Source organism: Paenibacillus sp. BIHB 4019 (assembly GCF_002741035.1).
Taxonomy (GTDB): Bacteria; Bacillota; Bacilli; order Paenibacillales; family Paenibacillaceae; genus Pristimantibacillus.
This window is the reverse complement of the sequence record NZ_CP016808.1, coordinates 4,280,514-4,302,917: the sequence shown is the minus strand read 5'-3', so window position 1 is coordinate 4,302,917 and position 22,404 is coordinate 4,280,514. Positions and strand designations below refer to the sequence as shown.

The 22,404-nt window shown below is 48.6% G+C and carries 21 protein-coding genes; 7 read left to right on the top strand and 14 right to left on the bottom strand.

Annotation, left to right across the window (positions count from 1 at the left end):
- Positions 1-25 precede the first annotated feature (25 nt).
- Positions 26-745, top strand: coding sequence for a response regulator transcription factor (locus BBD42_RS18675; RefSeq protein WP_099519389.1), 720 nt, complete (start codon positions 26-28; stop codon positions 743-745).
- A complete protein-coding gene (locus BBD42_RS18670; RefSeq protein WP_099519388.1) occupies positions 742-1,749 on the top strand; it encodes a sensor histidine kinase in 1,008 nt (335 codons plus the stop codon). The genes BBD42_RS18675 and BBD42_RS18670 overlap by 4 nt, the downstream gene beginning before the upstream one ends.
- Positions 1,750-1,798: 49 nt before the next feature.
- On the opposite strand, the gene BBD42_RS18665 is transcribed toward BBD42_RS18670, so the two are convergent.
- A complete protein-coding gene (locus BBD42_RS18665) occupies positions 1,799-2,086 on the bottom strand; it encodes a DUF1330 domain-containing protein (protein ID WP_172455552.1) in 288 nt (95 codons plus the stop codon).
- Between the two features lie 221 nt (positions 2,087-2,307).
- On the opposite strand from BBD42_RS18665, the gene BBD42_RS18660 reads away from it, so the two are divergent.
- From BBD42_RS18660 to BBD42_RS18650, 3 genes are all read left to right on the top strand, one after another.
- Entirely contained in the window at positions 2,308-3,078 is a 771-nt protein-coding gene (locus BBD42_RS18660) for an ABC transporter ATP-binding protein (protein ID WP_056032841.1), read from the top strand.
- Positions 3,053-4,993: an ABC transporter permease gene (locus tag BBD42_RS18655; RefSeq protein ID WP_099519386.1), complete on the top strand. Its 1,941-nt coding sequence runs from the start codon at positions 3,053-3,055 to the stop codon at positions 4,991-4,993. Before BBD42_RS18660 ends, BBD42_RS18655 begins: the two co-directional genes overlap by 26 nt.
- A 119-nt stretch (positions 4,994-5,112) precedes the next feature.
- A complete protein-coding gene (locus BBD42_RS18650) occupies positions 5,113-6,048 on the top strand; it encodes an AEC family transporter (protein ID WP_099519385.1) in 936 nt (311 codons plus the stop codon).
- 161 nt (positions 6,049-6,209) lie between these two features.
- Here BBD42_RS18650 and BBD42_RS18645 read toward each other — a convergent pair whose 3' ends face one another.
- From BBD42_RS18645 to BBD42_RS18630, 4 genes are all read right to left on the bottom strand, one after another.
- A complete protein-coding gene (locus BBD42_RS18645) occupies positions 6,210-7,499 on the bottom strand; it encodes an ABC transporter permease (RefSeq protein WP_099519384.1) in 1,290 nt (429 codons plus the stop codon).
- Positions 7,496-8,248 carry an ABC transporter ATP-binding protein gene (locus BBD42_RS18640; RefSeq protein ID WP_150131570.1) on the bottom strand — a complete coding sequence of 251 codons (753 nt, stop codon included), beginning with the start codon at positions 8,246-8,248 and terminating at the stop codon, positions 7,496-7,498. Before BBD42_RS18640 ends, BBD42_RS18645 begins: the two co-directional genes overlap by 4 nt.
- Before the next feature lie 267 nt (positions 8,249-8,515).
- The gene (locus tag BBD42_RS18635) at positions 8,516-10,054 is read right to left on the bottom strand and encodes a DEAD/DEAH box helicase (protein ID WP_099519382.1); all 1,539 of its coding nucleotides are present in this window, start codon (positions 10,052-10,054) and stop codon (positions 8,516-8,518) included.
- 26 nt (positions 10,055-10,080) lie between these two features.
- The gene (locus BBD42_RS18630; protein ID WP_099519381.1) at positions 10,081-10,854 is read right to left on the bottom strand and encodes an SDR family NAD(P)-dependent oxidoreductase; all 774 of its coding nucleotides are present in this window, start codon (positions 10,852-10,854) and stop codon (positions 10,081-10,083) included.
- Between the two features lie 149 nt (positions 10,855-11,003).
- Here BBD42_RS18630 and BBD42_RS18625 point away from each other — a divergent pair, with 149 nt between their 5' ends.
- Positions 11,004-11,645 (top strand): DUF2625 family protein, encoded by a 642-nt coding sequence (locus BBD42_RS18625; protein WP_099519380.1) that lies wholly within the window; start codon positions 11,004-11,006, stop codon positions 11,643-11,645.
- Positions 11,646-11,736: 91 nt separating this feature from the next.
- On the opposite strand, the gene BBD42_RS18620 is transcribed toward BBD42_RS18625, so the two are convergent.
- A complete protein-coding gene (locus BBD42_RS18620; protein WP_099519379.1) occupies positions 11,737-12,198 on the bottom strand; it encodes a chemotaxis protein CheX in 462 nt (153 codons plus the stop codon).
- Between the two features lie 519 nt (positions 12,199-12,717).
- Positions 12,718-13,764, bottom strand: coding sequence for an HRDC domain-containing protein (locus BBD42_RS18615; RefSeq protein WP_237163146.1), 1,047 nt, complete (start codon positions 13,762-13,764; stop codon positions 12,718-12,720).
- Between the two features lie 215 nt (positions 13,765-13,979).
- Here BBD42_RS18615 and BBD42_RS18610 point away from each other — a divergent pair, with 215 nt between their 5' ends.
- Positions 13,980-14,264, top strand: coding sequence for a hypothetical protein (locus BBD42_RS18610; protein WP_099519378.1), 285 nt, complete (start codon positions 13,980-13,982; stop codon positions 14,262-14,264).
- Positions 14,265-14,473: 209 nt separating this feature from the next.
- Here BBD42_RS18610 and BBD42_RS18605 read toward each other — a convergent pair whose 3' ends face one another.
- The 7 genes from BBD42_RS18605 to BBD42_RS18575 form a co-directional block, all read right to left on the bottom strand.
- A complete protein-coding gene (locus tag BBD42_RS18605) occupies positions 14,474-15,883 on the bottom strand; it encodes a phosphodiester glycosidase family protein (protein WP_237163145.1) in 1,410 nt (469 codons plus the stop codon).
- Positions 15,884-16,046: 163 nt separating this feature from the next.
- Positions 16,047-17,762, bottom strand: a complete 1,716-nt coding sequence (locus BBD42_RS18600; protein WP_237163144.1) for a helix-turn-helix domain-containing protein — start codon at positions 17,760-17,762, stop codon at positions 16,047-16,049.
- 679 nt (positions 17,763-18,441) lie between these two features.
- Entirely contained in the window at positions 18,442-19,251 is an 810-nt protein-coding gene (locus tag BBD42_RS18595; RefSeq protein ID WP_099519376.1) for a helix-turn-helix transcriptional regulator, read from the bottom strand.
- Between the two features lie 34 nt (positions 19,252-19,285).
- A complete protein-coding gene (locus BBD42_RS18590; protein WP_099519375.1) occupies positions 19,286-19,801 on the bottom strand; it encodes an adenylyl-sulfate kinase in 516 nt (171 codons plus the stop codon).
- Positions 19,798-20,853, bottom strand: coding sequence for a hypothetical protein (locus tag BBD42_RS18585; protein ID WP_099519374.1), 1,056 nt, complete (start codon positions 20,851-20,853; stop codon positions 19,798-19,800). Before BBD42_RS18585 ends, BBD42_RS18590 begins: the two co-directional genes overlap by 4 nt.
- A gap of 21 nt (positions 20,854-20,874) precedes the next feature.
- Positions 20,875-21,612: a phosphocholine cytidylyltransferase family protein gene (locus tag BBD42_RS18580; protein ID WP_099519373.1), complete on the bottom strand. Its 738-nt coding sequence runs from the start codon at positions 21,610-21,612 to the stop codon at positions 20,875-20,877.
- 17 nt (positions 21,613-21,629) lie between these two features.
- Complete coding sequence (locus tag BBD42_RS18575) at positions 21,630-22,403, bottom strand: class I SAM-dependent methyltransferase (RefSeq protein ID WP_216364851.1); 774 nt, start codon at positions 22,401-22,403, stop codon at positions 21,630-21,632.
- Between the last annotated feature and the right edge of the window lies 1 nt (position 22,404).

Here is a 22,404-nt window from a genome sequence, read left to right as displayed (position 1 = left end):
GCTTTGTAAGAGGAGCTGAATAACGATATATACGATCATGATAGTCGAGGATGATGCGAAGATCGCTGAGCTGCTGCGGGCGCATATTGAGAAATATGGCAACGCGGCAGTTGTGACGACGGATTTTGCCCGCGTCATGGAGCAGTTTGAACAAGTAAAGCCGCATATTGTACTGATGGATATTAATCTGCCGAGCTTTGACGGGTTTTATTGGTGCCGGCAAATCCGAACCGTTTCGACCTGCCCGATTATTTTTATTTCCGCCCGCAGCGGCGAAATGGATATGGTGCGCGCCATCGAAAATGGCGGCGATGATTATTTGACCAAGCCCTTCCATTATGAAGTGGTGATGGCGAAAATCCGCAGCCAGCTAAGGCGCGTATACGGCGATTATGCCCAAGCTGCCGGGGAGCGGATGGTCGAGCATGCCGGACTGATCTTGTATCCCGAGCGAATGGAGCTTCATCTTCAAGGACAATTTGTAGCTCTGACCAAAAAGGAAACCGTACTCGTGGAGACGCTGCTCCAGCGCTGCCAAAGGCTCGTGAGCCGGGAGACGATTTTGGAAAAGCTGTGGGATGATTATACGTATGTCGATGACAATGCGCTTAGCGTCAATATGTCGCGTGTGCGCAAGAAGCTGGCGGAGCTTGGCATTGAAGGAGCGCTGGAAACGGTGCGCGGCACGGGCTACCGCTTGAACGACAGCTGGGCAAATGGCGAGCAGCAGCGTGAGCGCCGATGAAGCTTTTTTTACGGGACCAGCTTTCGCTTGTGTTATTTATGCTCATACAGCTCGTCGTAGTGACCGCCGTGTTCTGGCTGGACGGCTATAGAAGCTTGACCATTGCCTCGTATGCCCTGCTGCTTGGACTTTGCGTATTTATTGCTTTTTTAGCTTATCGTTATTTGTCTCATCGCCGATTTTATGCGCTGCTCAGCAGCAGGCAAGCAGGTCTTGAGGAGTCGATCCAGCTGCTGGAGTCGGCCCCCCTCCCTGCGTCGCTTGCCGAGCTGCTGCAGCTTCAATATCGCCATTACCAGAAACAGATCATTGAAGGCGAGCGCAAGCAGCAAAATCATCTGACCTTTATGAATCAGTGGGTGCATCAGATGAAAACACCGCTCTCCGTGCTGGAGCTCATGCTGTCGGAGGATGCGGACGCGCGCAATAACAGCATGCGGGAAGAAACGGATCGCATCCGCAAAGGGCTGGATATGGTGCTGTATGTCGCCCGGCTGGAAACGTTCGAGCAGGATTTTCAGGTGGAGAAAATGCAATTGCGGGAGCTTGCCAACGAGGTGATTTTGGAAAACAGGCGGCTGTTTATTCGCAGCTTCGTATACCCGGATATGCAAATCGAGGAAAATTTGGTCGTGGAGACAGACGGCAAATGGCTGCGTTTTATTATGCAGCAGCTGATTGCCAATGCGGTCAATTATTCAGCGGGCAGCGGTGCAAAAATAACGATTAATGGTTACCGCAGCGAGCGCTCGGTCATCCTTGAAGTGATCGATTGCGGCGTCGGCATTCCTGCCTCTGATTTGAGCCGCATTTTCAACGCCTTTTTCACTGGGGAAAATGGACGGGCGTTCAAGGAATCAACGGGCATGGGCCTCTATATCGTCCGAACCGTGCTTGATAAAATGAATCATGAGATCGAGGTTGAATCAAAAACAGGGGAAGGCAGCGGCACGACAATGCGGATTATTTTCCCCTTTGCCGCTGTTCAGTCCGTTGATCATTAAGCGTACAAGCAGACTGCCCTTATGATGGCAATCTGCTTGTTTTTCGTAATTACAAGCCTTCCACGACGATCGCTTTCCCGGTAGAGTTTGCCCACCTGATTTTTTTCAACGGTTCGTACATTTTTGAATTGTAGAAGGCCTCGATGCTCGGTTTGTCAGGAAACTCCAAAATGACGAGTCTTTTCGGCTGCCAATCTCCTTCCATCGTCGTTACGCTGCTATCTTGAACGATTGGGCGGCCTCCGAAATGTGCAATGACAGCAAAAATCTGATTTTCATATTCCTTGAAATTTGCCGGGTTGGAAATATCAATATCGATTACGAGATATGCGCTCAATTCCAACAGCTCCTTTCGTTGATGAGGAAAGGCCATAATCCCCCTCCATGCGTTCAGTATACGAACTAGATAGGAGAATTGATCTCGCTCCCCTTAGAGGTACAAAAGCGGGCAGGCGTTATCTTACAAAGCTGTAAGGTAAATGAAAGCTAAGCTCATAGGAGCCGGCGCACATGAGGGGTATACTGGGTTTATTGACAAACAAGCAAGGGGAGATCAAATTGGAATTGCTATTTGCACGGAATCTGAACAAAATTTATCCCGGCAAAGTAACCTATAAAGCGCTGACGAATATTGATTTAACGATCCAGCAAGGCGAGTTCGTCGGCATTATGGGGCCATCGGGCAGCGGCAAAACGACGCTGCTGAACATGGTATCGACCATCGACAAGCCTACTTCCGGCGAGCTGCGCATTGCGGGCCAAGATCCCTATGAGCTGTCACGGGAAAAGCTTGCTTTTTTCCGCCGGCGGGAGCTTGGCTTCGTCTTTCAATCGTTTAATTTACTTGATACGCTGACGGTCAGCGAAAATATTATGCTGCCGCTCACGCTCGACGGCACAAACATCGTGGAAATGAAGCTTCGGGCCGCCTCCATTATGGAAAAGCTCGGCATTGCCGCGCTGGCGGACAAGCGGACCTATGAAATATCCGGCGGCCAGGCGCAGCGTACGGCCATTGCCCGAGCCCTTATCCACAGCCCAAAGCTGCTGCTGGCCGACGAGCCGACCGGCAACCTCGATTCCAAATCGGCGCGTGATGTGATGGAGTTGATGAGCAAGCTCAACCGCGAGGACAATGCCACCATGATGCTCGTTACACATGACGCAATGGCGGCGAGCTACTGTCACCGGGTTATTTTTATAAAAGATGGCCAGTTTTACAGTGAAGTGAATTGCGGCGACAACCGCGCGGCCTTTTATCAGAAAATTATTAATATGCTTGCTCTGCTTGGGGGGACTGAAAATGAATTTCCGACAGTTCGCGTTTAATAATGTACTGCGCCGCAAACGGACGTATGCCGCACATTTTATGAGCAGCTCGTTCGCAGTAATGATTTTTTTCATCTATTCGGTGCTGCTGTATCATCCGGATTTGCAGGGGGAAATCGCCGCTAGCAGTCCAACTGCCTCTATGCTTGGGACGATGGGGCTGAAAATTTCGCAATATTTAATCGTTATTTTTTCATTTCTGTTTTTGATGTATTCTGCTGGCGCCTTCCTGAAGGCGCGTAAACGTGAATTCGGCATTTTGATGCTGCTGGGCATGTCCGATAAGCAGTACCGCAGGTTGATTTTTGTGGAAAATATGATCATTGGCCTCATCTCCACTGTTTTTGGAATCGGCTTTGGCATTTTGTTCACCAAGCTTTTTTTGCTCATAACCGAACGACTGCTGGTGCTGCAAAAAGGACTCGAATTTCTCGTGCCCATCCAAAGCGTGATTATAACAGCAGGCGCTTTTTTCATCGTTTTTCTGCTCCTGTCCATACTCGCGTCGCGCCTAGGGCGAAAATCTCAGCTGCTTGAGCTGATTCGTTCGGATGAGAAGCCGAAGAAGGAGCCAAAAGCTTCAGTGCTGCTATCGCTGCTTGCTGCCATTCTTTTGCTTGCAGGCTACGGAATGGTCTTTTATTTTGTATTAGGCCGCGCCTTCTCGCTGGCGCTGCTCGCAGCCGCCATTGGCTGTGTCATATTGGGGACTTATTTTCTGTTTACACAGCTCAGCGTGTATGTGATTCGTGCTTTGCGCGGACGGGAAAGCTTATTGCTGCGTAAAATCAATTTGCTGACGCTCTCCGATCTCGCATACCGAATGAGAGACAATGCCAACATGTTTTTTATGGTCGCAACGGTAACGGCGGTCGCCTTGTGCGGCATGGGCACCTGCCTGGCGATCGGTGATCCGAAGCTGTCAGAAAAAGACAATCCCTACGCCTTTATTTATGAATCCTTCGGTGGCGATAGTGAATCTCTAGCCCAGAATGAAAGGCAAACGAAGCAGCATTTGGCGCTATTGGAACATAGACTATCAGAGGGCGGCTTTGCTTATACGAAAGGCGCTTCGCACATTAAATACACGGAAGATTGGCAGTCGGTCATGAGCCTGTCCGAATACAATCAGCTTGCCACGGCACTCGGCTTCTCCGCCGAGTCGCTTCATGCGCCCAGTGAAGCCTTTCTCGCCTCAGGCAAAGTCTCCCGTGCCCAGAACGTGACGGCATTTGAGCCCGTTGTGGATTTAGGCAACGTTGCGCCGGACGAAAAGCAGCGGAAGCTTACTGTGGTAAAAAGGCTGCCTTCTTTCGTATTAAACAATTACAATGATGTTTTTGTCGTATCGGATGACGATTTCCAAGCAATGATCCGCATGAAGGACGACACGAACCAGGTCACGTATTATTATGTCATTCCCAATTGGATCGACACCATCAGCGTAGCGCAGAGCGTTATGAAGGAAATACCACAGGACACGCAGGGCCATTATTATATACGGTCACTCGTGCTTGAATGGTATGAATTCAAGCAGCTTAACGGGCTTTTGCTCATTATTAGCGTGCTTGTGGGCGGCGTCTTTTTCACCTATGCCGTCAGCTTTATCTACTTTAGGCTGTATGCCGATTTGGAGCGGGATGAGAAGCAATACCAGATGATTAGCAAAATCGGCCTCAGCGGCAAGGAGCTGAACCGGCTGGTTACAAGGCAGCTGCTTCTTATGTTTTTCCTTCCCTTTGCGATTGCCCTTGTGCATGGCATCGTCGCTTTTATAAATATTGCGCTGCTGCTCGATATTTCAATGCTGAAGGCAGCACTCCTGATCTATATTAGCTTTTTCCTCCTCCAGCTAACCTATTTCCTCATGATTCGCTGGCGGTATTTGCGCCATATGCATCTCAAGCTGACGTAGGCGAGGGGGAAAGGCGCATATAGCCAAAGCTTATGAGTATATAGGAAAAGGGTCTTGGACGCTAACAGAAGCTTTATGCAAAAATAAGGCATATTGATTTTGGCAAAGGACTGATTCGTATGCTGCATTCATTTTTGCTTATCGTATATGGCGTGTTTCTGCCGATTTCGCTGCCTGTGCTTGGAGGAGCAGCCTTGAAGCGCTGGCGGGGACTTGAGACGAAGCCCTTATCGGCCATTGCCCTTTATTTGCTCAGTCCGGCTCTAATTTTGGAGACGCTGATCAGCGCCAAGCTGTCAATGGCTGATATTATTCAGACGAGCGCATTCAGCATCATTAATCTGGTCGCTCTCTGGCTCGTCGCCATTCTTGCCTCTAGGCTGCTGCGGCTTTCTCCAGCAGATCAAGCCGGCCTCACGCTTGTGTCTGTATTTACGAACTGTGTCAACTATGGACTGCCGCTCGTGCTGCTCGCCTTCGGTCAGCTCGGGCTAGCCAAAGCATCCGTCTACGTCATCTCGCAAATGATTCTTGTCAATACCGTCGGTGTTTATTTCGCTGCCCGCTCCCATTTCTCGGTGAAAAAAGCGGTCCAATCGGTATGCAAGCTTCCTGCTTTATACGCTGTTGTGCTCGCCGTCATTATCCGGTTCACCGGCATGATTATGCCTGCGGCTGTCGCAGAAGGCCTATCGATGCTGTCGAGCGCCTATGCGCCTGTCGTGCTGATTTTGCTAGGGGCACAGATGGCCGGAGCGCGCAGCAGCAACAAGCAAGCAGATTCGGTCCTGAGCAAGCCGCTCTGGACAGCTATCGCGATCCGGCTGCTGCTTTCTCCGCTCATTGCAGCACTGCTGCTCTGGCTGCTGCAAGTAAAGGGCATGCTGTTCGCCGTCCTGCTTATACTCGCCTCTATGCCGACGGCAGTCAACGCCGTCATTATGGCGGAGCAGTTCGAAGCATCGCCAAAGCTCGTTTCCCGCTGTATTTTATGGACGACGCTCGCCTCCTTTATCGTGCTGCCACTGCTGATTGTTCTTGTGCAGCCGTCTTGACCTCTTAAGCGAACAGAAAATGACCATTAAAAAACGTCCAAACCCACCTTTATTCGTGGATTTGGACGTTTTTTGCCAGCTTTGTCACCGCTATAGCGGGGCTGCCATCTATAGAGTGCAGGCAGCCAGATGCCATAGGACCATCTGGCCATTGCAGCGCCCTAATCTTCTTCCGCATCAGCAGCAAAAGCGCGGCGCAGCCTCAGCGGGCGAATCGCAAGCACATAGACGAGTGCTGCAATCGGCGCTGCAGCAGCAGCCAGCAGGCAATTGGCACGCAGCAGCATAATGCACGCAGGAAGCCACATAAGCAGGGCAATGATGAGCATCGTCCAGCGGTCCAGCCGGATGAGGCTTTCCAGCCTTTGGGCATCAGGAAGCGGATAAACATGCCGCCATACCGTATAACGATGCGTATGGCGAAGTCCGCCGAGCTGGGCCCCGACAATGAGCATAAATACCGCATAGGCACAGGCAGCCCCCCAACCGGACAACCAGACCGCTTCCGCCATCCAATAGGCAATAAGCGCGAACAGAACGAGCAGCCTTAGCAAAATGCCTCCCATTTCCATTCGCAGCATGGAAGCCGCATATAAATAATCGTAAGTAAAGCGGCGGCGATACGGAATAAAGTTCATGATCCAGGAAAGATATTTTCGGCCGGCTGTTCGCGATGGCATCGTAGGGACATCAATAAACAAACCGAAAAAGACGTAATACCTTCTTCTCGTCGCCGACTCTTCTTCGACTAGCCGTTCCCAAGGGATGACAAATCGGCTCGGAAGCTTGTACAGCAAGGCAAATAGCAGGATAAGCAAAATAATAAAGCCTCCCGCATACAACGGCGCACGGGTGAGCATTCCCGTCCAAGCAAGCGCCGTCGCTCCCCAGCGAGCTACTCGAAACAGCACCCTCATGCCGCTCCAGGCCAGCTGGCGCTCGCGCCATGCAGCGGCTGTATTGGCAAAACGAAGCACAGCCGCAGCCAATACCAGCAGCCACATATCCGCTGGAGCGGTACCCTGCCTGTATATAGGCCAATAAGCAAGCAGCAAGAAGGCGCATAAAGCGAGCATAGCGATTATGCTTCGCTTAAAGGAAAGCCCCCAATAACGGCGCATCGCCGATTCCTGCGGCATATGGAAGACGACATCTGCCGCTTGCAGAAAGGTGCGGAAGGGGCTCCAGCAAAGCACGGGCACTAGTGCGGCTATGCCAACCAGCGTGGTTGGAAAATCAGCAGGAACGTCCCGAATCAGCTTAAAATAGCTAAGCACTCCGGTAATGACAAACAACGAGAGAAACAGCGGGAAGCCGCTTTGTCCCATATAGCGAAAATACGGCAGCGTCTCCTGGCGGAAGCTTCGCGCACGTTTTTTCCACAACTGCTGCATCGCCTGTTCCTTCAGCCGATGCTGCTCTGGATTAGCTGCTTGCGATTTCGCCATCATAGCTTGTCTCCTGCAACGAGCTTATAGAACGCATCCTCCAGCGTTCCGCCGCGCATCGCCATGCCCGCCGCTTCACATACATCGGCAAGCGTTCCGCTGGCAACGATGCGCCCATGATGCATCACAATAAACTTGTCGCAATAAGCTTCGACCGTAGCCAAAATATGCGAGCTCATCAAAATAGCCGAGCCATTCTGCTTCACTTCTACAAGCCGTTCCAGCAAGGAGCGAATGCCGAGCGGGTCCAGCCCTAGAAACGGCTCGTCAATAATATATAATGGCGGCTCGGACAGCAGCGCATTCATAATCATGACCTTCTGCTTCATCCCTTTGGACAGATGGGCAGCAAAAGCTCCTTTTTTCGCATTCATTTGGAATTCGTTCAATAAATCCATTCGCTTCTTATCAAATTCCTGAACTGAAACGCCGTAGGCCATTCCAGTCAGGCGCAAATGCTCCTCAACCGTAAGCTCGTCGAACAGCACCGGCGTTTCCGGCACATACGCAAAGGCGGAGCGGTAGCGGTCCGGATCATCCTCCAGCTTGACGCCGCTAACCTTAACCTCACCCTGCTGCGGCTTCATCAAGCCGAGAATATGTTTAATCGTCGTGCTTTTGCCTGCGCCATTAAGGCCAATTAAGCCGACCATTTCGCCCGGATGCAGCTGGAACGACACATTATGCAGGACAGGACGGCGCGGGCTATATCCTCCTGTCAAATCGGCAACTTCCAATACAGGCTCTATCATTATCCATTCACCTTCATAACTATAAAATTAATATCGCTTATTCAGCATACCGAATTTCAAGGCAAAATTCAAAATTTCCCATTCGTACCGTCTCAGAATCGTTTCAGATCTTTGCTTATAATTAAAAAAAGCCCCTGCTTCCGCTAATGGCAGAAGCTAAAACGGCTTGCAGAGCGCCCATAAATAATGGTTGGACGCTCGCTTGCCTCTTCCTTCCATTGTGCTGGAAATGGGGCTTGCATTAAAAAATTATTTTTGCTTAAAGGCTTATTCCTTCGTATCGCCCGACTCGCGCTTCGCTTTCAGCCATTTCGGCGCACCTTTGTCCTTGCTCTTCTTCTGGCGCTCCTGCTTGGACAGCACCTTCGCCTTCGGTTTTGCCTGAACAGCCGCTTTCTGCGGCTCGTTAGCTGCGGCAGCGCCGCTTCCCGCTGTTCTTGCCTGCGCTGCTGAGCCTGCTGCATCCGTTCTGCGGCTGCCTGGCTGAACATCGCCTAGGCGTCTCTCACCTTGCGGCGCTTTCCCGCCGGCTCCTTGTCTGAACTCGCCACGCGGCCTCTCGCTTCGCGCAGCCTCTCCTTGCGCGTAGTCGCTGCCCGACGCCTGACGGCTCTTCGGTGCTCCCGTATAATCCGAGCGTTTGAATGAGGCTTTATCGTTCCGCGCTTCCTCAGGTGTAACCAACTTGCCTCTTAACATCGCCTTCTCTGGAAGATCAATGCCGAGCTGCTTGCGGAACTTGTCCATAATAAAATGCTCCTGCGGCGTGACAATGGAAATAACCGTTCCCGTGCGGCCCATACGGCCCGTCCGGCCGGCCCGGTGCACATAATGATCGGCATCAAGCGCAGGCTCCAGATTGATAACGAGCGGCAAGCCTTCAATATCGAGTCCCCTCGCGGCAACGTCGGTCGCAAGCAATAGCTGGCATGCGCCTTCGCGGAAGCGCGCAAGCGTAGCAGCACGACGCTGCTTGTCAGCATCGCCGTAAAGCGCCTCTACCGTAAAACCCTCATAGCTGAGCTTCGCTTCCCAGTTTGAAATCGTATCCGTCTCATTCAGAAACAGCAATGCCGATTTGGGCTTGAGCATCCGAATGATGCGACGGGCGATATCCGGCTTGTCCCGTTTGTCGCATACGAAATAATAATTCGTAATGGTCTCGGATACGCGATGCTCAGGGGCAACCTGAATGCGGTATGGCTCATTCATCCAGCGGCCTTCAAAGCGGGCCATCTGCTCGGGATAAGTTGCCGAGAAAAAAGCGATCTGACGATTTTGTCCCATTGCAAAAAGAATCGTCTCTACTTCACGCGTCGAGCTCAGCTGGAAAACTTGGTCCACTTCATCAATAACGACCTGATTGACCGCATGCAGCTTGATTTTGCGCAGCTTAAGCAGCTCGTGAATACGTCCTGGCGTACCGATGACAATTTGCGGATGCAGCTTGAGCTTCTCTACTTGACGCTTGAGCGCTGCGCCGCCAATTAGCTGCTGCACACGTAGGCCCAGCGGCTTCGCATAAAATTCAGCTACACGTACGATCTGCATAGCCAGTTCCTGCGTAGGAGCAATAACGACGCCTTGAATTTCTTTCGACGAGGCATTTAGCTTCTGGAGCAACGGCAGCAAATACGCCAGCGTCTTGCCTGTTCCTGTCTGCGAACGCGCAGAAACGTCCTGCCCTCCGAGCAGGACAGGAATGGCCTCTGCTTGCACTGCAGTAGGCTCCTGGATACCTTCTTCAACTAGCGCTTCCGCCAGCTGTTCATTCAAACCTAAATCCAACCAATTTTGCTTACTCATGTTCGAGTCCTCTCTTGTTCAAAACACTATTTTCGATCCAGCATACCGCCGAATACTCGGTCAATTAGACGTGGAAAAAGCTGATACAGCTTAATGCCAAACGCCGCCGATTTCGGCAAATTAATTTCCGCCTTCCTGCGCTCAATAAGCCGCACGATGGCTTTGACGACATAGTCGGGCTTCATCATAAAGAAGCTGACATTTTTCACATAATTGCCTGACGGATCTGCCAGCGAGAAAAAAGGCGTGTCAATCGGTCCGGGATTAACCGCCGATACGACAATCCCTTTGCCCCGCAGCTCCATCCGCAGCGAATTGGTAAAGCCGAGCACCGCATGCTTCGTTGCTGTATAGGCCGTTGACTTGGCTGAGCCGATCTTGCCTGCGAGGGAGGCAATATTTACGATATGGCCGCTGCCTTGGGAAAGCATATATGGCAGCACTGCCTTCGTGCAGCGAACGATACCCATATAATTCGTATCCATCATCTGGTCAAATGCCTCGACCGGCATCGTCTCAAAATATTCGAACTGTCCATATCCAGCATTATTAATCAAAATATCGAGACGCCCATGCTTTTGCACAACTGATTGAATGACCTGCTGCACATCTTCCATGCTCGTTACATCCATCTGAAAATAGGAGCTATTGCTGCCGATTTCTGCCACATGCGCTTTCAGCTTCTCCACATTTCGTCCGGTCAGCACCACAATGGCGCCGCGCCGCGCAAGCTGCTTTGCAGCAAGCGCTCCAATCCCGCTGGAAGCGCCGGAAATAAGCACAACTTTGCCATTTAACATCCGTCATCACCTAAAGCTAATTCTACTTGATCAGGGCATTTTAAGCAAAGAAACCTTTGCAAAACATTGCATAGGCTTGCGCTATTTTTTGATTTTGGACAATAGGCCTCTACCTCCGTACAATAATAGGGAAAGGGAGGTTAAACAAAATGAAATCCTACAAGGAATTAATGGTGCCGGAGGACGCATGGGGAGAAATTCAAAGCCTTGTAGCCGAAGCCGTCAATCCCATTACTATAGCAAGCTGCTCGATCGATGATGGCAGAAAAACGCTGGAGCACCTGCAAGTTACGAATCGCTCCTATTTGGGCGCGATTGCCTTGGAATGCGGGGGAATACTTGTCGATTATGGCTGGTTAAAAATATTAGGTGCAGGAAATGAGCGGCTTTCAGGCTCTTTAGCAACTTGGAACAGTCCCATTCAAAATATTTTAGTCGTGGCCTATGATTTAGTTGGCGGCTTCTTCGCCATTCATTCCAATTTTAAAACCGTATTTTATATGGCGCCTGATACGCTTGAATGGGAAGATACCGAATGTACTTATTCCGAGTTCATAGGCTGGGCGTTGAATGGCGATCTCCAATTATTTTACAAGACGATGCGCTGGGACAGCTGGATTGTGGACTCCCAAACGATACAAGGCGATCAGGCCTTCTCCATATTCCCCTACCTATGGACGGCCGAAGGGCAAAATATTGAGCAAGCATCCAAAAAGCCGGTAAGCGTACTCGAGCTTTATGAGCTGCATCAGGAAATGGGCAAATCATTAAATCCCCTACCCCAGCCATAAAAGCTTTTGCTTCCTATAAGATGAAAAGATAAATTCAGTTCTTATAAATGAAAAACAAAAAAACTCCCGCAGGAGTTTTTCGTCATTCCAATTACGATGCTACCAGCACCTGTATGTCCAGTTCGCCAATTCCCTCCATAATGAGCGGAACGGTTAATGCCTTCTGTGTTGTAAAGCCAGCAGCTGCAGCAGATTGAATGACCTTCGGCGGTGTAATATCTACATGGACGCCTTGATTCGATAACATTGTGCTCGCATTGCCGCTAATCATGTTGCCAAGCTCGGAAATTGCGCTTCTGCCCATTTCATCAATTTCAGAAATCGAGAAGCCGCCCATCATAGCCGAAATCATCTTCATCGCTACCGATTCGCTTAGTCCAAAAACGATGTCAGCATTCATTTGTCCGTTCAGGCCGATTTGTATCCAAATGTAATTTTCAACGAATTTAACATCTTTCAAGCCTAATTGCCCTGTCGACGGCTTTATCTGGATGACCTGCTCAATTACACTTTTTGCCGCTTCAAGAAACGGATTAATATACTCTGCCTTCATAACGGGAATACGCTCCTTTTCGACAAAGATCGCGATTTATTGTATACCTCATTATACTTTCATAAATAGGACAAGTATACTATTTTTATCATTTTTGAACCTTAAGACCTATGAGTTTATGATCATTTTCAAATGCTTTACAATCCAATTTGGAGGTTTTTTCGTGCGAAACGAATGGACCTCTATTATTTTCGGACATAAAGTACTAGATGAACGAGGTAAAAGAGCTCATCGCTTCCAAGCCGCTGCGATATAGTTTGAACATGGGCTGCCGGGGCCCGGATTTCCTCGTTTTTCATTGATTTTGGCCGTGGCTGAAGCAAACGTCTTGCTGAAAGCTATGTAATTGGTTTTACTTTGCGCTATTTTCTGGATCGTAATGGTCATATGCGTTATGCGCAGCCCATTTGGCCAGATGGCGGGCTCCCGACTCCTTCGGACAAATAACGAATAACACGTCACCCGTTGATTAATCCCATTCGGTGGTGCTCTCTCCCGCCATCCTTGGACAAACTGAATTTATATAGCTTGCGCCTGGTTTGCATGAGCTTTGCGGTAACGGATTCTAAGCAGCCGCAGCCGTTCATACAGCATATCCACCTGTTCATGCTTCATGCCCTCAGCCCCGTATACTTGCTGAAGCACGGGCTTCAAGTAACGGTCGCCCGACTGCTCGAACGTTTCCCAGACAAGCTGCTGCTCGGATTCTGGCATATGCAGAAGCTCTCGTGCAATAAGCGGCTCAACATCATAGCCTTCAGCCTCAAGCTGCTCGATTCTGTCCATCACTTCCCTGCGCGACAGCTCAAGGCCTGCGCCGAGCTGCTCCAATGTTTCCTCGCTGTTCAAACAGCTGAGAATCCGTTTTTTCTGCAGCTGCTTGTCCATCTCGTTTTTGAATTTTACTTCCTTCTGTTTGTACAGCCACCTCGTAAAATCTGCCTTGTCCAGCTGCTGCTCTACCCAGTCAAGCGGGAAGCCCGCTTCACGGGCATGATTCTCTGTAATGGCCAAAATTTCAGCCCCATACCGATTTTGCTTGCTCTCTCCCCAGCCGGGAATTTGCAGCAGCTCCTCAGCCGTATGCGGAACAAATGTGCTGAACATCCATAACATCCGGTTCGTTGCAATAAGGTAAGCCGACCTCTTCTCCCCTCCTGCTTTAGCTCTGCGCCAATCTCTTAATTGCTCAAACAAGGCTTGATCCGCATTCAGCTCGCCATAACACTGCACCATAGCTTGCAGGCTTCCCATTCCCGTATTGCGCCGGCCTTCCAGCATAGATTCAATGACGGGCGTATAGCCCTCTCCCATTCGTACTGCCACGCCATGGCGGAAGGCGAGCAGCATGTCCTCCCAGGAGATGCCTTCAAACCAGACATCAGGTGCAGTTGCCGTATGCTCGCCATCGGCCCATAGCACCGACCAAATGCCTTCATGTTCACAAATTGACAATTGCGCAGTTTGTACCCCCTCCTCCATCGAGGATTTTTCAAATGTGTTCAAAAAGAAAATTTGCATCTTCTCATCTCTCCCAGTCTGCTTCAATTTCAAATAAAAGGACATAAAAAAAAGCACCTCCCCATAGCTCAACCAGAGCAATAGAGAGGTGCTTCCTCACGTTCAAATATTCGATTAGCAGTATAGTATCATATGATTTTCAATCTGACAAGCTTTTATATACGGCGGCAACCTTATGTTTTGCATGATGCCCTGTGAACAGGGAACAATGAAAGCGCGGGAGTTGCAATTGCAAGTTGGACTAGGAAAGGATGATCTACATGGACGGTTTTACCGAAGAAGACCGCAAGCGCTCCACCGACGTCTCTACCGTAGAATCACAGCGAAATGACCTCGTTCCGGAGGAATTTCCGGAAGGGCCTTACGCAGCGGAGCGGCCAGGCCTTCCGCTTGGCAAAAGCTCGCCATGGCGCCAAGACCAGCGCCCTAACAACCGTTTCAGCTATGAAAACCGCTCGCTGCATGCCGATTTGAAACGTGAATATCCCGGAGCGGATGATGCATTTGTGCTCTCCTCCGAGGCAGAAGAAGAAGAGCAGAGCTAGAGACGGCTAATTTGTGCTCAAGCCTGTTCAATAAGTTCTACGTACAACCGGCAAGCAACGAGCAACTAAAAAAAAGCGTTCAGCGAGACTTCGTCTCGCTGAACGCTTTTTTTGGCTATTGCCGCTTCAATACAGGCCATAGTTTATTTCACACTATGCTGCCATAGTTGTGCTGTCAAGCTGTCCATTAAACTACCTGGAAGCTGTCGTTACCATTTCGGCAAGGAGCTGAATACAAGCGCATTGCTGAGCTCGCGTCCGGCTGGCGTAATTTGCTTGCCGTTCGCATACAGGCCGGAAGATGCGCCGCCGTCCAAGTTCATCGCTTGCTTAGCGCCTAAGCTGACCATAATTTGTCCCCATTGCTTCATCGTCGCAGCCGGAACCGTAACTAGCAAAATCGAACCGTCATTCATAATCGCAATGCCACTGCGAGCACCAGAGTCGGTCAAAATTTTCGGGCTGACGAAACCTTCGTTCGCTGGATCAACAGCCAGCTTGCCATCCTTCACTAGTCGTGGGCCCGCACCAATTGCGGTATGCACCTCGCTCCAGTCAATCGCTTTGCCGGAAACATCGTTATAGCTGACGGTGTAATCAACGTAGCTGCCCTTTTGGAAACGGCTCGCCAAATGCTCCTCCTCCCCTGTAAAGAAGAGGACATATCCGTCCTTCGGAATTTCGGCATTTGTATTTTTGCTGACCTTCGTGACGACACCTTTGCTCACCGTTACGGCAGAACCTGTGGTCATGCCGATTTTGCTTCCGCGCTTCGGCGTATACATGATGGCTGCCGTTCTGCCTGGAGTAGGCGTACGATTAACGAAATACACGTACCAGCTTTGCGAGGATTTCCCGGCACTGCTTACTTTGCCGCTTATCTTCACCTGCAGCGTGTCCATTAGCGCCGACCCGTCCCATTGAAAACCAATGCTCGTTCCCGTATTGCCAATATGCTCGACAACGCCATCGCTAATAATGTTGCCATAAGGCTCAGGAATGCCGCCATAGGATTCAAAATACGTGCCATTAATTGCGGCCGCTGCATTGTACAATGAAGCAATTCCAGATAGGCCCTGCGTTAACCCGACCGTTCTGCTAGGCAATCCTGCTGTTACGGGCATCCCTTTCGGAATCGCTACGGTTTGAACGTTGAAGGAGCGTCCCCCTGCGGATACGCGCTTCGAAGCCGCCACAGCCTTGTAAGAAGCCGATGCTCCGCGGATCGTTACCGGAAGCTCAAGCTTTCCCTTATAGGAAGCGGAAGTCACATGAACGCGGATTTTAGTTTTCCCTGCAGCAACAGGGATAATAACGCCATCGCTGTTCACGCGCGCTACCGCGCCGTTGCCTGATTCATACCGCAGCGCCACCGGCTCTGACAGCTTCAGCTTCGCGAGCAGCGGCAGCCTTTCATTCAGCGCAACCGTTACGGCGGATGCCGGGTATGTGATTGCAACATTTTTCACTGTCGATTGCGCTTCAGCAGCATAAGCCGCTCCGCCCAAATTGTAGGCCGTCTCTCCGCCCGCCGAGCTAAGCAGCAAAATTGCCGCTCCGCCGACCAAGGCTGTGCGCTGCATGTTTTTTTTCCATGATGACTGGTTTAATGATTTCATTGCTGTTTCTAGTCCTCCCTATTCAACCCCAAAATTAGGCTCTTATACCTATATCGGCAGAACTAGGGAACAAGTGAACCATTTGGTCCAACTTTGTCTATTTCTTAGGCAAATAGCTTCGTCAGACCGCTAAATTCTTTTGAAGAGTAGATTGCTTTCTCCATTATTTCGATTGGGCTCGATGTATGTTTCGATATTCTCCTGGAGGAATTTCTTGAATTTTTTTGAATGCTCTATAGAATGAAATGACGTTCTGATAGCCAATTTGCTCCGCAATGGATTGAATCGGTTCATCCGTCTCCGATAATAAACGTTTCGCATATTCAAGCCTGACTCTCAGAACGTAATCAATAAACTTCTCGCCTAGCTCTTCCTTAAAAAGCTGGCTTAATGAACTGGGCTGAAGTTTAAGATAGGCGCTGACCCCCGAAAGAGAAAGAACGGGATCAGCGAAATGCGTATCGATATAGCTTTTGGCTTGGAAAGCGATACTATGATGCCTTCTAGCTTGACGATCTTGAGCTGCAATCGCTTCGAATGCCGACATTGTGCCCATAAGGTCTTTCTCAAGCTCGTCCAGCGTTTCCGGCTGATTACAAAGCTCTGTGAACTTATACAGAAATTCATTCTTCCATATTTGTTGAATTCCCGGGTACAATACGTTGATTTCTTTCTCCATTTGCAACACAAAGCTTTGAACGAATGCAGACATCTCCGGTTTGTCAAATCTCATCTCTCTTAGCTGCTTGAACAGCTGTATCAGTTTTTCATTCCAATCGCATTCATTCTTTCGGAACGAATGTACAATACTCTCTATAGCCTGCAAATAGGCATAATTGTCGATACTAACTTTTCCTGAGCTCACACGATTATCAATCACCGTATTCGTTCCAATAACCGGTTTTAAAGAAACATTCTCCCTCGCATTGCGATACGATTCCGCGATTGTCTCAATGCTATCTGAATCGGCACCAATTCCTATCGTTACCGTCAACTCCAGATTGTGCCCAATCCAGGCTTGAAATTCACTCGCAAGCTCTGCTGTAGATTTCAAAACCGATGCTTCTGACTTGCATTGATGAACAACAAACGCAATACGATTCGGCTCCATCCAAGCATGCCAAACAAAAAGCTTATACTGCTGTCCTAAATCGTGAAAAGCGTTTTCTATAATAAATTTGAGTAATTGCTGATCACTTGGTTTATACTTTTCCGTGAAACGCGTATAATAATCCATTTCAACGATGATGACACCGAGGCGATCGAATAGATACGGCATGTTAAGAACAGTCATTTGGGTCTCGAACTGCTTGTCGCTCAAGGTCTGATGCCCTGCCAGCAAATCGTAGAATAGACGTTGCTGGCGAAGCAGACTATCTTCCCTATACAAGCTTTCATAGTCTGAGGACTTCTTAAGCAGCTGATCCAATGCCATTTCAATGAACGTGAATTCGTTTTTCACATGATTAACGCCGACCTCTTCACTTTTTCTAATAAAGCATTGCCCCATCTTATTGAGGATGGCTTGAATCGGTTTATATAAAAGATGTGTTACTAGAGTAAAACCAACGAGGGCCAATACGATAATAATGACCACGATTAACATCCATCTGCCGGAAAAAACAGATAGCGTTGCATAACTTCTATCAGCTGCGCTACTCGAATAGTACTCCCAGCCTGTATATTCAGAATAAACAATATTCGCGGAGTCCGCTATCTCCTTCTTCGAATTTGCAAGCTCATAATTTCTTTTAACGATTAATCCAAACGAATTGTAATCGCTTTCACTTATGCTGTTTAAATGATCCAAGATAGAGTTAACCTTCACGTTAACAACGATCGCGCCCTGCTTCTTATTCCCATGATAATAATGCTTCATGAGCGAAACAACCTTCTGCGAGTTCTCGTCGAAGCCCCATTTATCTACTAATCGCGGAACTGTCCATTTCTCAGTCGTGGATTGCGCATAATTAGCCTGAATGAAGGAGCGGTCTCCGAATGATTGGAGGGAGTATGTACCTGAATCGGAAATGATTCGCTGTTCAGCTTCATTATAGATGTATATCGAATTAGGTAATGGAAAGGATGCTTTCATCTCCGTTAATTTTTTCTGAATCTCAAAATCGTCAAAGGCTGTCTTTGGACGTTCTGAGTAAAATTTCTGCAGCCATTTATCCGATAAGAGCTCGCTGGCCATATTTCGTTCGATCAGCTTTAAGCTGGCGTCCGTGTTAGATACCATCCGTTCCAGAATGGCTTGATTAGTCTCGATATATTTATTATCCGAATCATGATGCAGCACCATAAAAAAAATAAATAGGAGGGAAGAAATGACGACAAAAAAAATAGAGGTATAGGATAATATCATACGGTAATACCAATTCATCTTCTTCACAGAAAACACTCCCATTCTGCGGACAGTCTAACATATCGTCCAATCTCCTTATCAATTATATATAATATGGAAAATAAAGAAAAGATGAGTGCCTATAGTTTATGCTTTGTAAATTATAGCTCCAACAAAAAACGCCCCATAGGCATGGGACGTATGGCAAGGCTCAATAATGGGGTTCTATCCAATTCGTCTTCATCATGGCTGCTACGCGATCCCGATTCGGCGAAACGCCATAGTAACGTTTGTAAATGGAGCCAAATTGGGAGCTGGATACATAACCTATCGAATGCGCGATTTCTTTCATTTTCATAGTCGTGCTTCGAACAAACACGCTAGCCTTTCTCATACGAATCTGCTGCAAATGCTGCATCGGGGATACCTGATACACTCTCGTATACACACTGCTCAAATAGACTGGATGGCAGCCTACTAATTTCGAAAGATCGTGAAGCGTAAGCGGCTTCTCATAATGCAGCAGCATATAGCGATAAACGAAACTTATTCGTTTGTCGACCTGTTCATATGACCTGCGGGCTGATTCCATTCCGCATACTTTTCTTACCGGATTCGACTGGATAAATAATCGAAGATACCGCTCTAATGCATGGATATCCTGTTCAGTCTGAACAGGCTTTTTCAATAGCTGCTGTGCCAGTTCCCGATCAGCCGGTTTGGTAATTGAAATCGTCCACTCCGCTTTCTCGTCTGAGGGATCACCTTCTATATTGTAGACAATCCCTTTATAGCTAATCGTAAGATCATGCTGCGGCGCGATACACAGTGGTCCGGCGGCAAGCAAAATCTCCTCTCTACCTAAAGAAATGGATCGCTGCTCCTGCATAAGCTCCATTGGATTAAGCGCCAGCAGCAGCATAATTTGATCCCCTTGGATCAGCTGCAATGGACGTTGCGACTTCCTGTTTATCGTAATCGACTGTTGAGATATTAAGGAATAGAATTGAATCTTCGACATAACCTTGTTCCTCCGTCTCTCCGCCAAATCCCGATTATTCAGGCAGCTTCAAGATTTGATTAACAATCGCGTCTAAAGAAGCAGATGCCTCATTAACGACAATTAGATCAGGTTGCGATGGTTCTTCAAAATCCATATCCATACCAACAACCTCCTGTACCTGTCCGTTCAAAGCTCCAGTATACAGCTCCTTCTGATTACGAGTAATTAACGTATCTTTGGATACACGCAAGTAGATTTCATAATAATGCGAAATATTCGCCTTGTTCCAGGCCCGACAGGAATGGAACATAGAGATCGTCGCGCATACCACATCCAACCCTTGCAAAGCCAGCATCCGGCACATCCTTGCATTACGCATGGCACTTGCATATCGGTCAGCGATAGAGTAGCCAAGATCATGGCCGAAAGCCTCTCGTAGCATATCACCGTCAAGAAAAACAACCGCATCGCTTTGTGCCTTCAACCGAGTATACACTTGTTTGCCTATTGTGGTTTTCCCTGAGCCCGCAAGTCCCGTAATCCAATAAACGCGGCCCGCTTCGTTCAACTTGTTCCCTCCTCGGCTCTATTCAAGTTATAGAGCAGCTGCATGAGAAGCTCTCTTTCTTTCATGCAAGCATCAAAATAAGGCCGCATAGCCATAGCATAGGCTTGCGCATCAGGCCGATCCGGCTTGACATAATATTGAACGACCTTGGTTCGGATTAACGTCCAATTGTTGTACAGATCAGTGAAGCCCTTATGCAATTCTTCATAAACATTGCGACCGAATATCCCTTGCTTTTGCAAATAGTCAATAAGCATTAAATTGCGTTCCTGATAAAATAACGAGTATGTCAGTCGATGAGTCACACTGGAGTTCAGAGCATTGGCAGAGAGAGTAATCTCACTAAAATGGTCGCGAAGGTATTCCAGTACACCTAATCCTCTCTTTATCGTCTTTTCCTCCGTTACGACAGTTTCGCCGTAAAGCTGTTTTTCGATGTTCGACTGGATGATTTTGTAAGGAAATTGCGGATCCAGCTGCTCCTTAATAACGCGCAGCCCCAATCCAAACAACTGATCTGCGGGAATCGAGTCGTAGGAAAGCTGAAATTCCTGGTAGCTTAATTCATGCTTAATGATATTTCCTGGTGGAATGCAGTCTTCCACCATATAGAAAGTAGATAGCTCGTCGCTATACCCATAGATCAATACGGGATGAATCAAATTCGTTTTACGGCATTCCAGGCAGAAGGGAAAATGGAAACGATTCAATCGCAGTATACAATACATGCCCTCATTCAAATAACCTTTGACGAGTTCGACTACATCGGTATCTCTATAGAGTGACAATTCTTCTTTCTGAAAATATTCATCGTATAGTTCGTCTGGCAAATTCCTTGTCATATACGGGACAAGTTCCCCATTCTCTTGTTTTTCCTTGTAAGCTGCGTCCGTTATTAATTCACGCCTCGGGATCTCTATTTCGTATTGCGATGTAATGAGAGGGACCAGGCATTCGAATGCCGAATCCCTCGTCATTAAAATGGCGATCACATTATTCCAGTAACAATCAATTCGGTTCGTGTTATAGGGTACAAAATCCAGTTTGAACACCGTAATTCCCTCCTTCCTTTTTTATAGCCTGTCTCCATACTCGTTCTCATAGAGCAGCAGGTCTGATTCGTGATCAACTTCTAACCATAGTCCGTTATAAGGAATTGCCTTAATGGCAACCCCCTGTTCGATTAATCCGGCTAGCAAAGCCGTCAAATCCATGCGCTCCACTAGGCTTTGATCCTGTATGGAGAGAAATTGCTGAATCATCCGCCACCCCTTTGGCGAAATACGGAGCAGCCCCATGAATTGCCCCTCCACCTCCTGAAGAGTAGTTGGCCTACCGCCGATTTCAAACACTCGGCTGTCGCTCCCCAGCCTGAACGTTTCGGCATCGCTTAACGGATTAGGGAATCGGGCTTCCCATAAGGGAAGCCAGTTGGTATTGTAAGGAATGACAATATCGTCATCTTCATCTGCGCCCAGCATAAGCTCAATAACATCAGACGTATAGACAATATCGGTATAGCTGACGATGCAAGGCTCGCGCTCCAGCCAATCGGAAGCACAGCACAGACTGGCAAGCATATTCGTCCGTTCCCAAGCCCTATTCTCGAAGTAGGTTGCTCCAGCCACTTGTATCCTACCCGCCATATATCCGCGGACGATCGCGATATCGCGGATGGATGCCTCGCGGAACGCTTCAAGCTGTCGATCAATTAATCGTTTGCCTAGCAGCATAGTACGGCATTTCGGCTCATGCAGGGTATGGGAGCCTAATCTGCTTCCACGTCCTGCCGCCAATAAAATAGCTTTCATCTCATGCAACCCGCTTCCTATATCGCTTGGACTGTCCAAGCTCTTGTCTTGTAAGGCACCTCAATTTCATCCATATGGCTTAGGCATAGGCTAATCTCATCCATAATTTTCTCGAACAGAATCTGCCCCGCTTGCACTTGAATATCATTTACCGAACGCCAAGCGTTTAAATAACGTTCTTTTGTCATAACAACGGTATGTGGAGCCTCCATAAATATTAAGCGATCGAACTGCCCCGTAGATAACAGCACATCCTCGACGCCGCTCATGTGGCTCTGCGAGCCTGATGAAACACGCTTTAAATTAGGGACATAGTGTCTTATTATGCTTTCAATCTGCTGTTGCAGTTCATTTCGCTCTACATCCCGCGGATTCCATAAAGCTGTAAAATGTCCCCCATCTTTCAAGATACGATGAAACTCGCTTAACGCTTGCTTTTGATCAGTCCAATGAAAGGAGGAGGCCATAAACACCCAGTTTACCGAATCATTCGCTAGGCCTGTTTCCTCCGCAAAACCTTTTTGCCAAGCAAACTGCTTATTGCAAGTATCCAGACGAATCCCTTCCTCCCGCATCGCATCGTTAGGCTCGACCGCTATACCCCTCATCCCGAGCTTGGCCAGTATTTCGGTTAGCTTCCCCGTTCCCGCACCTACGTCTGCTGCCACAAAACCCTCGCTAGCTGCTCCCGTATGCGACATCAGCGCCTGGAGAATATCCTCCGAATAACCTGGTCGGTTGACATATTGTTTGGCCAGCAAAGTAAAATCACCGTGCATCATCGTATTCATT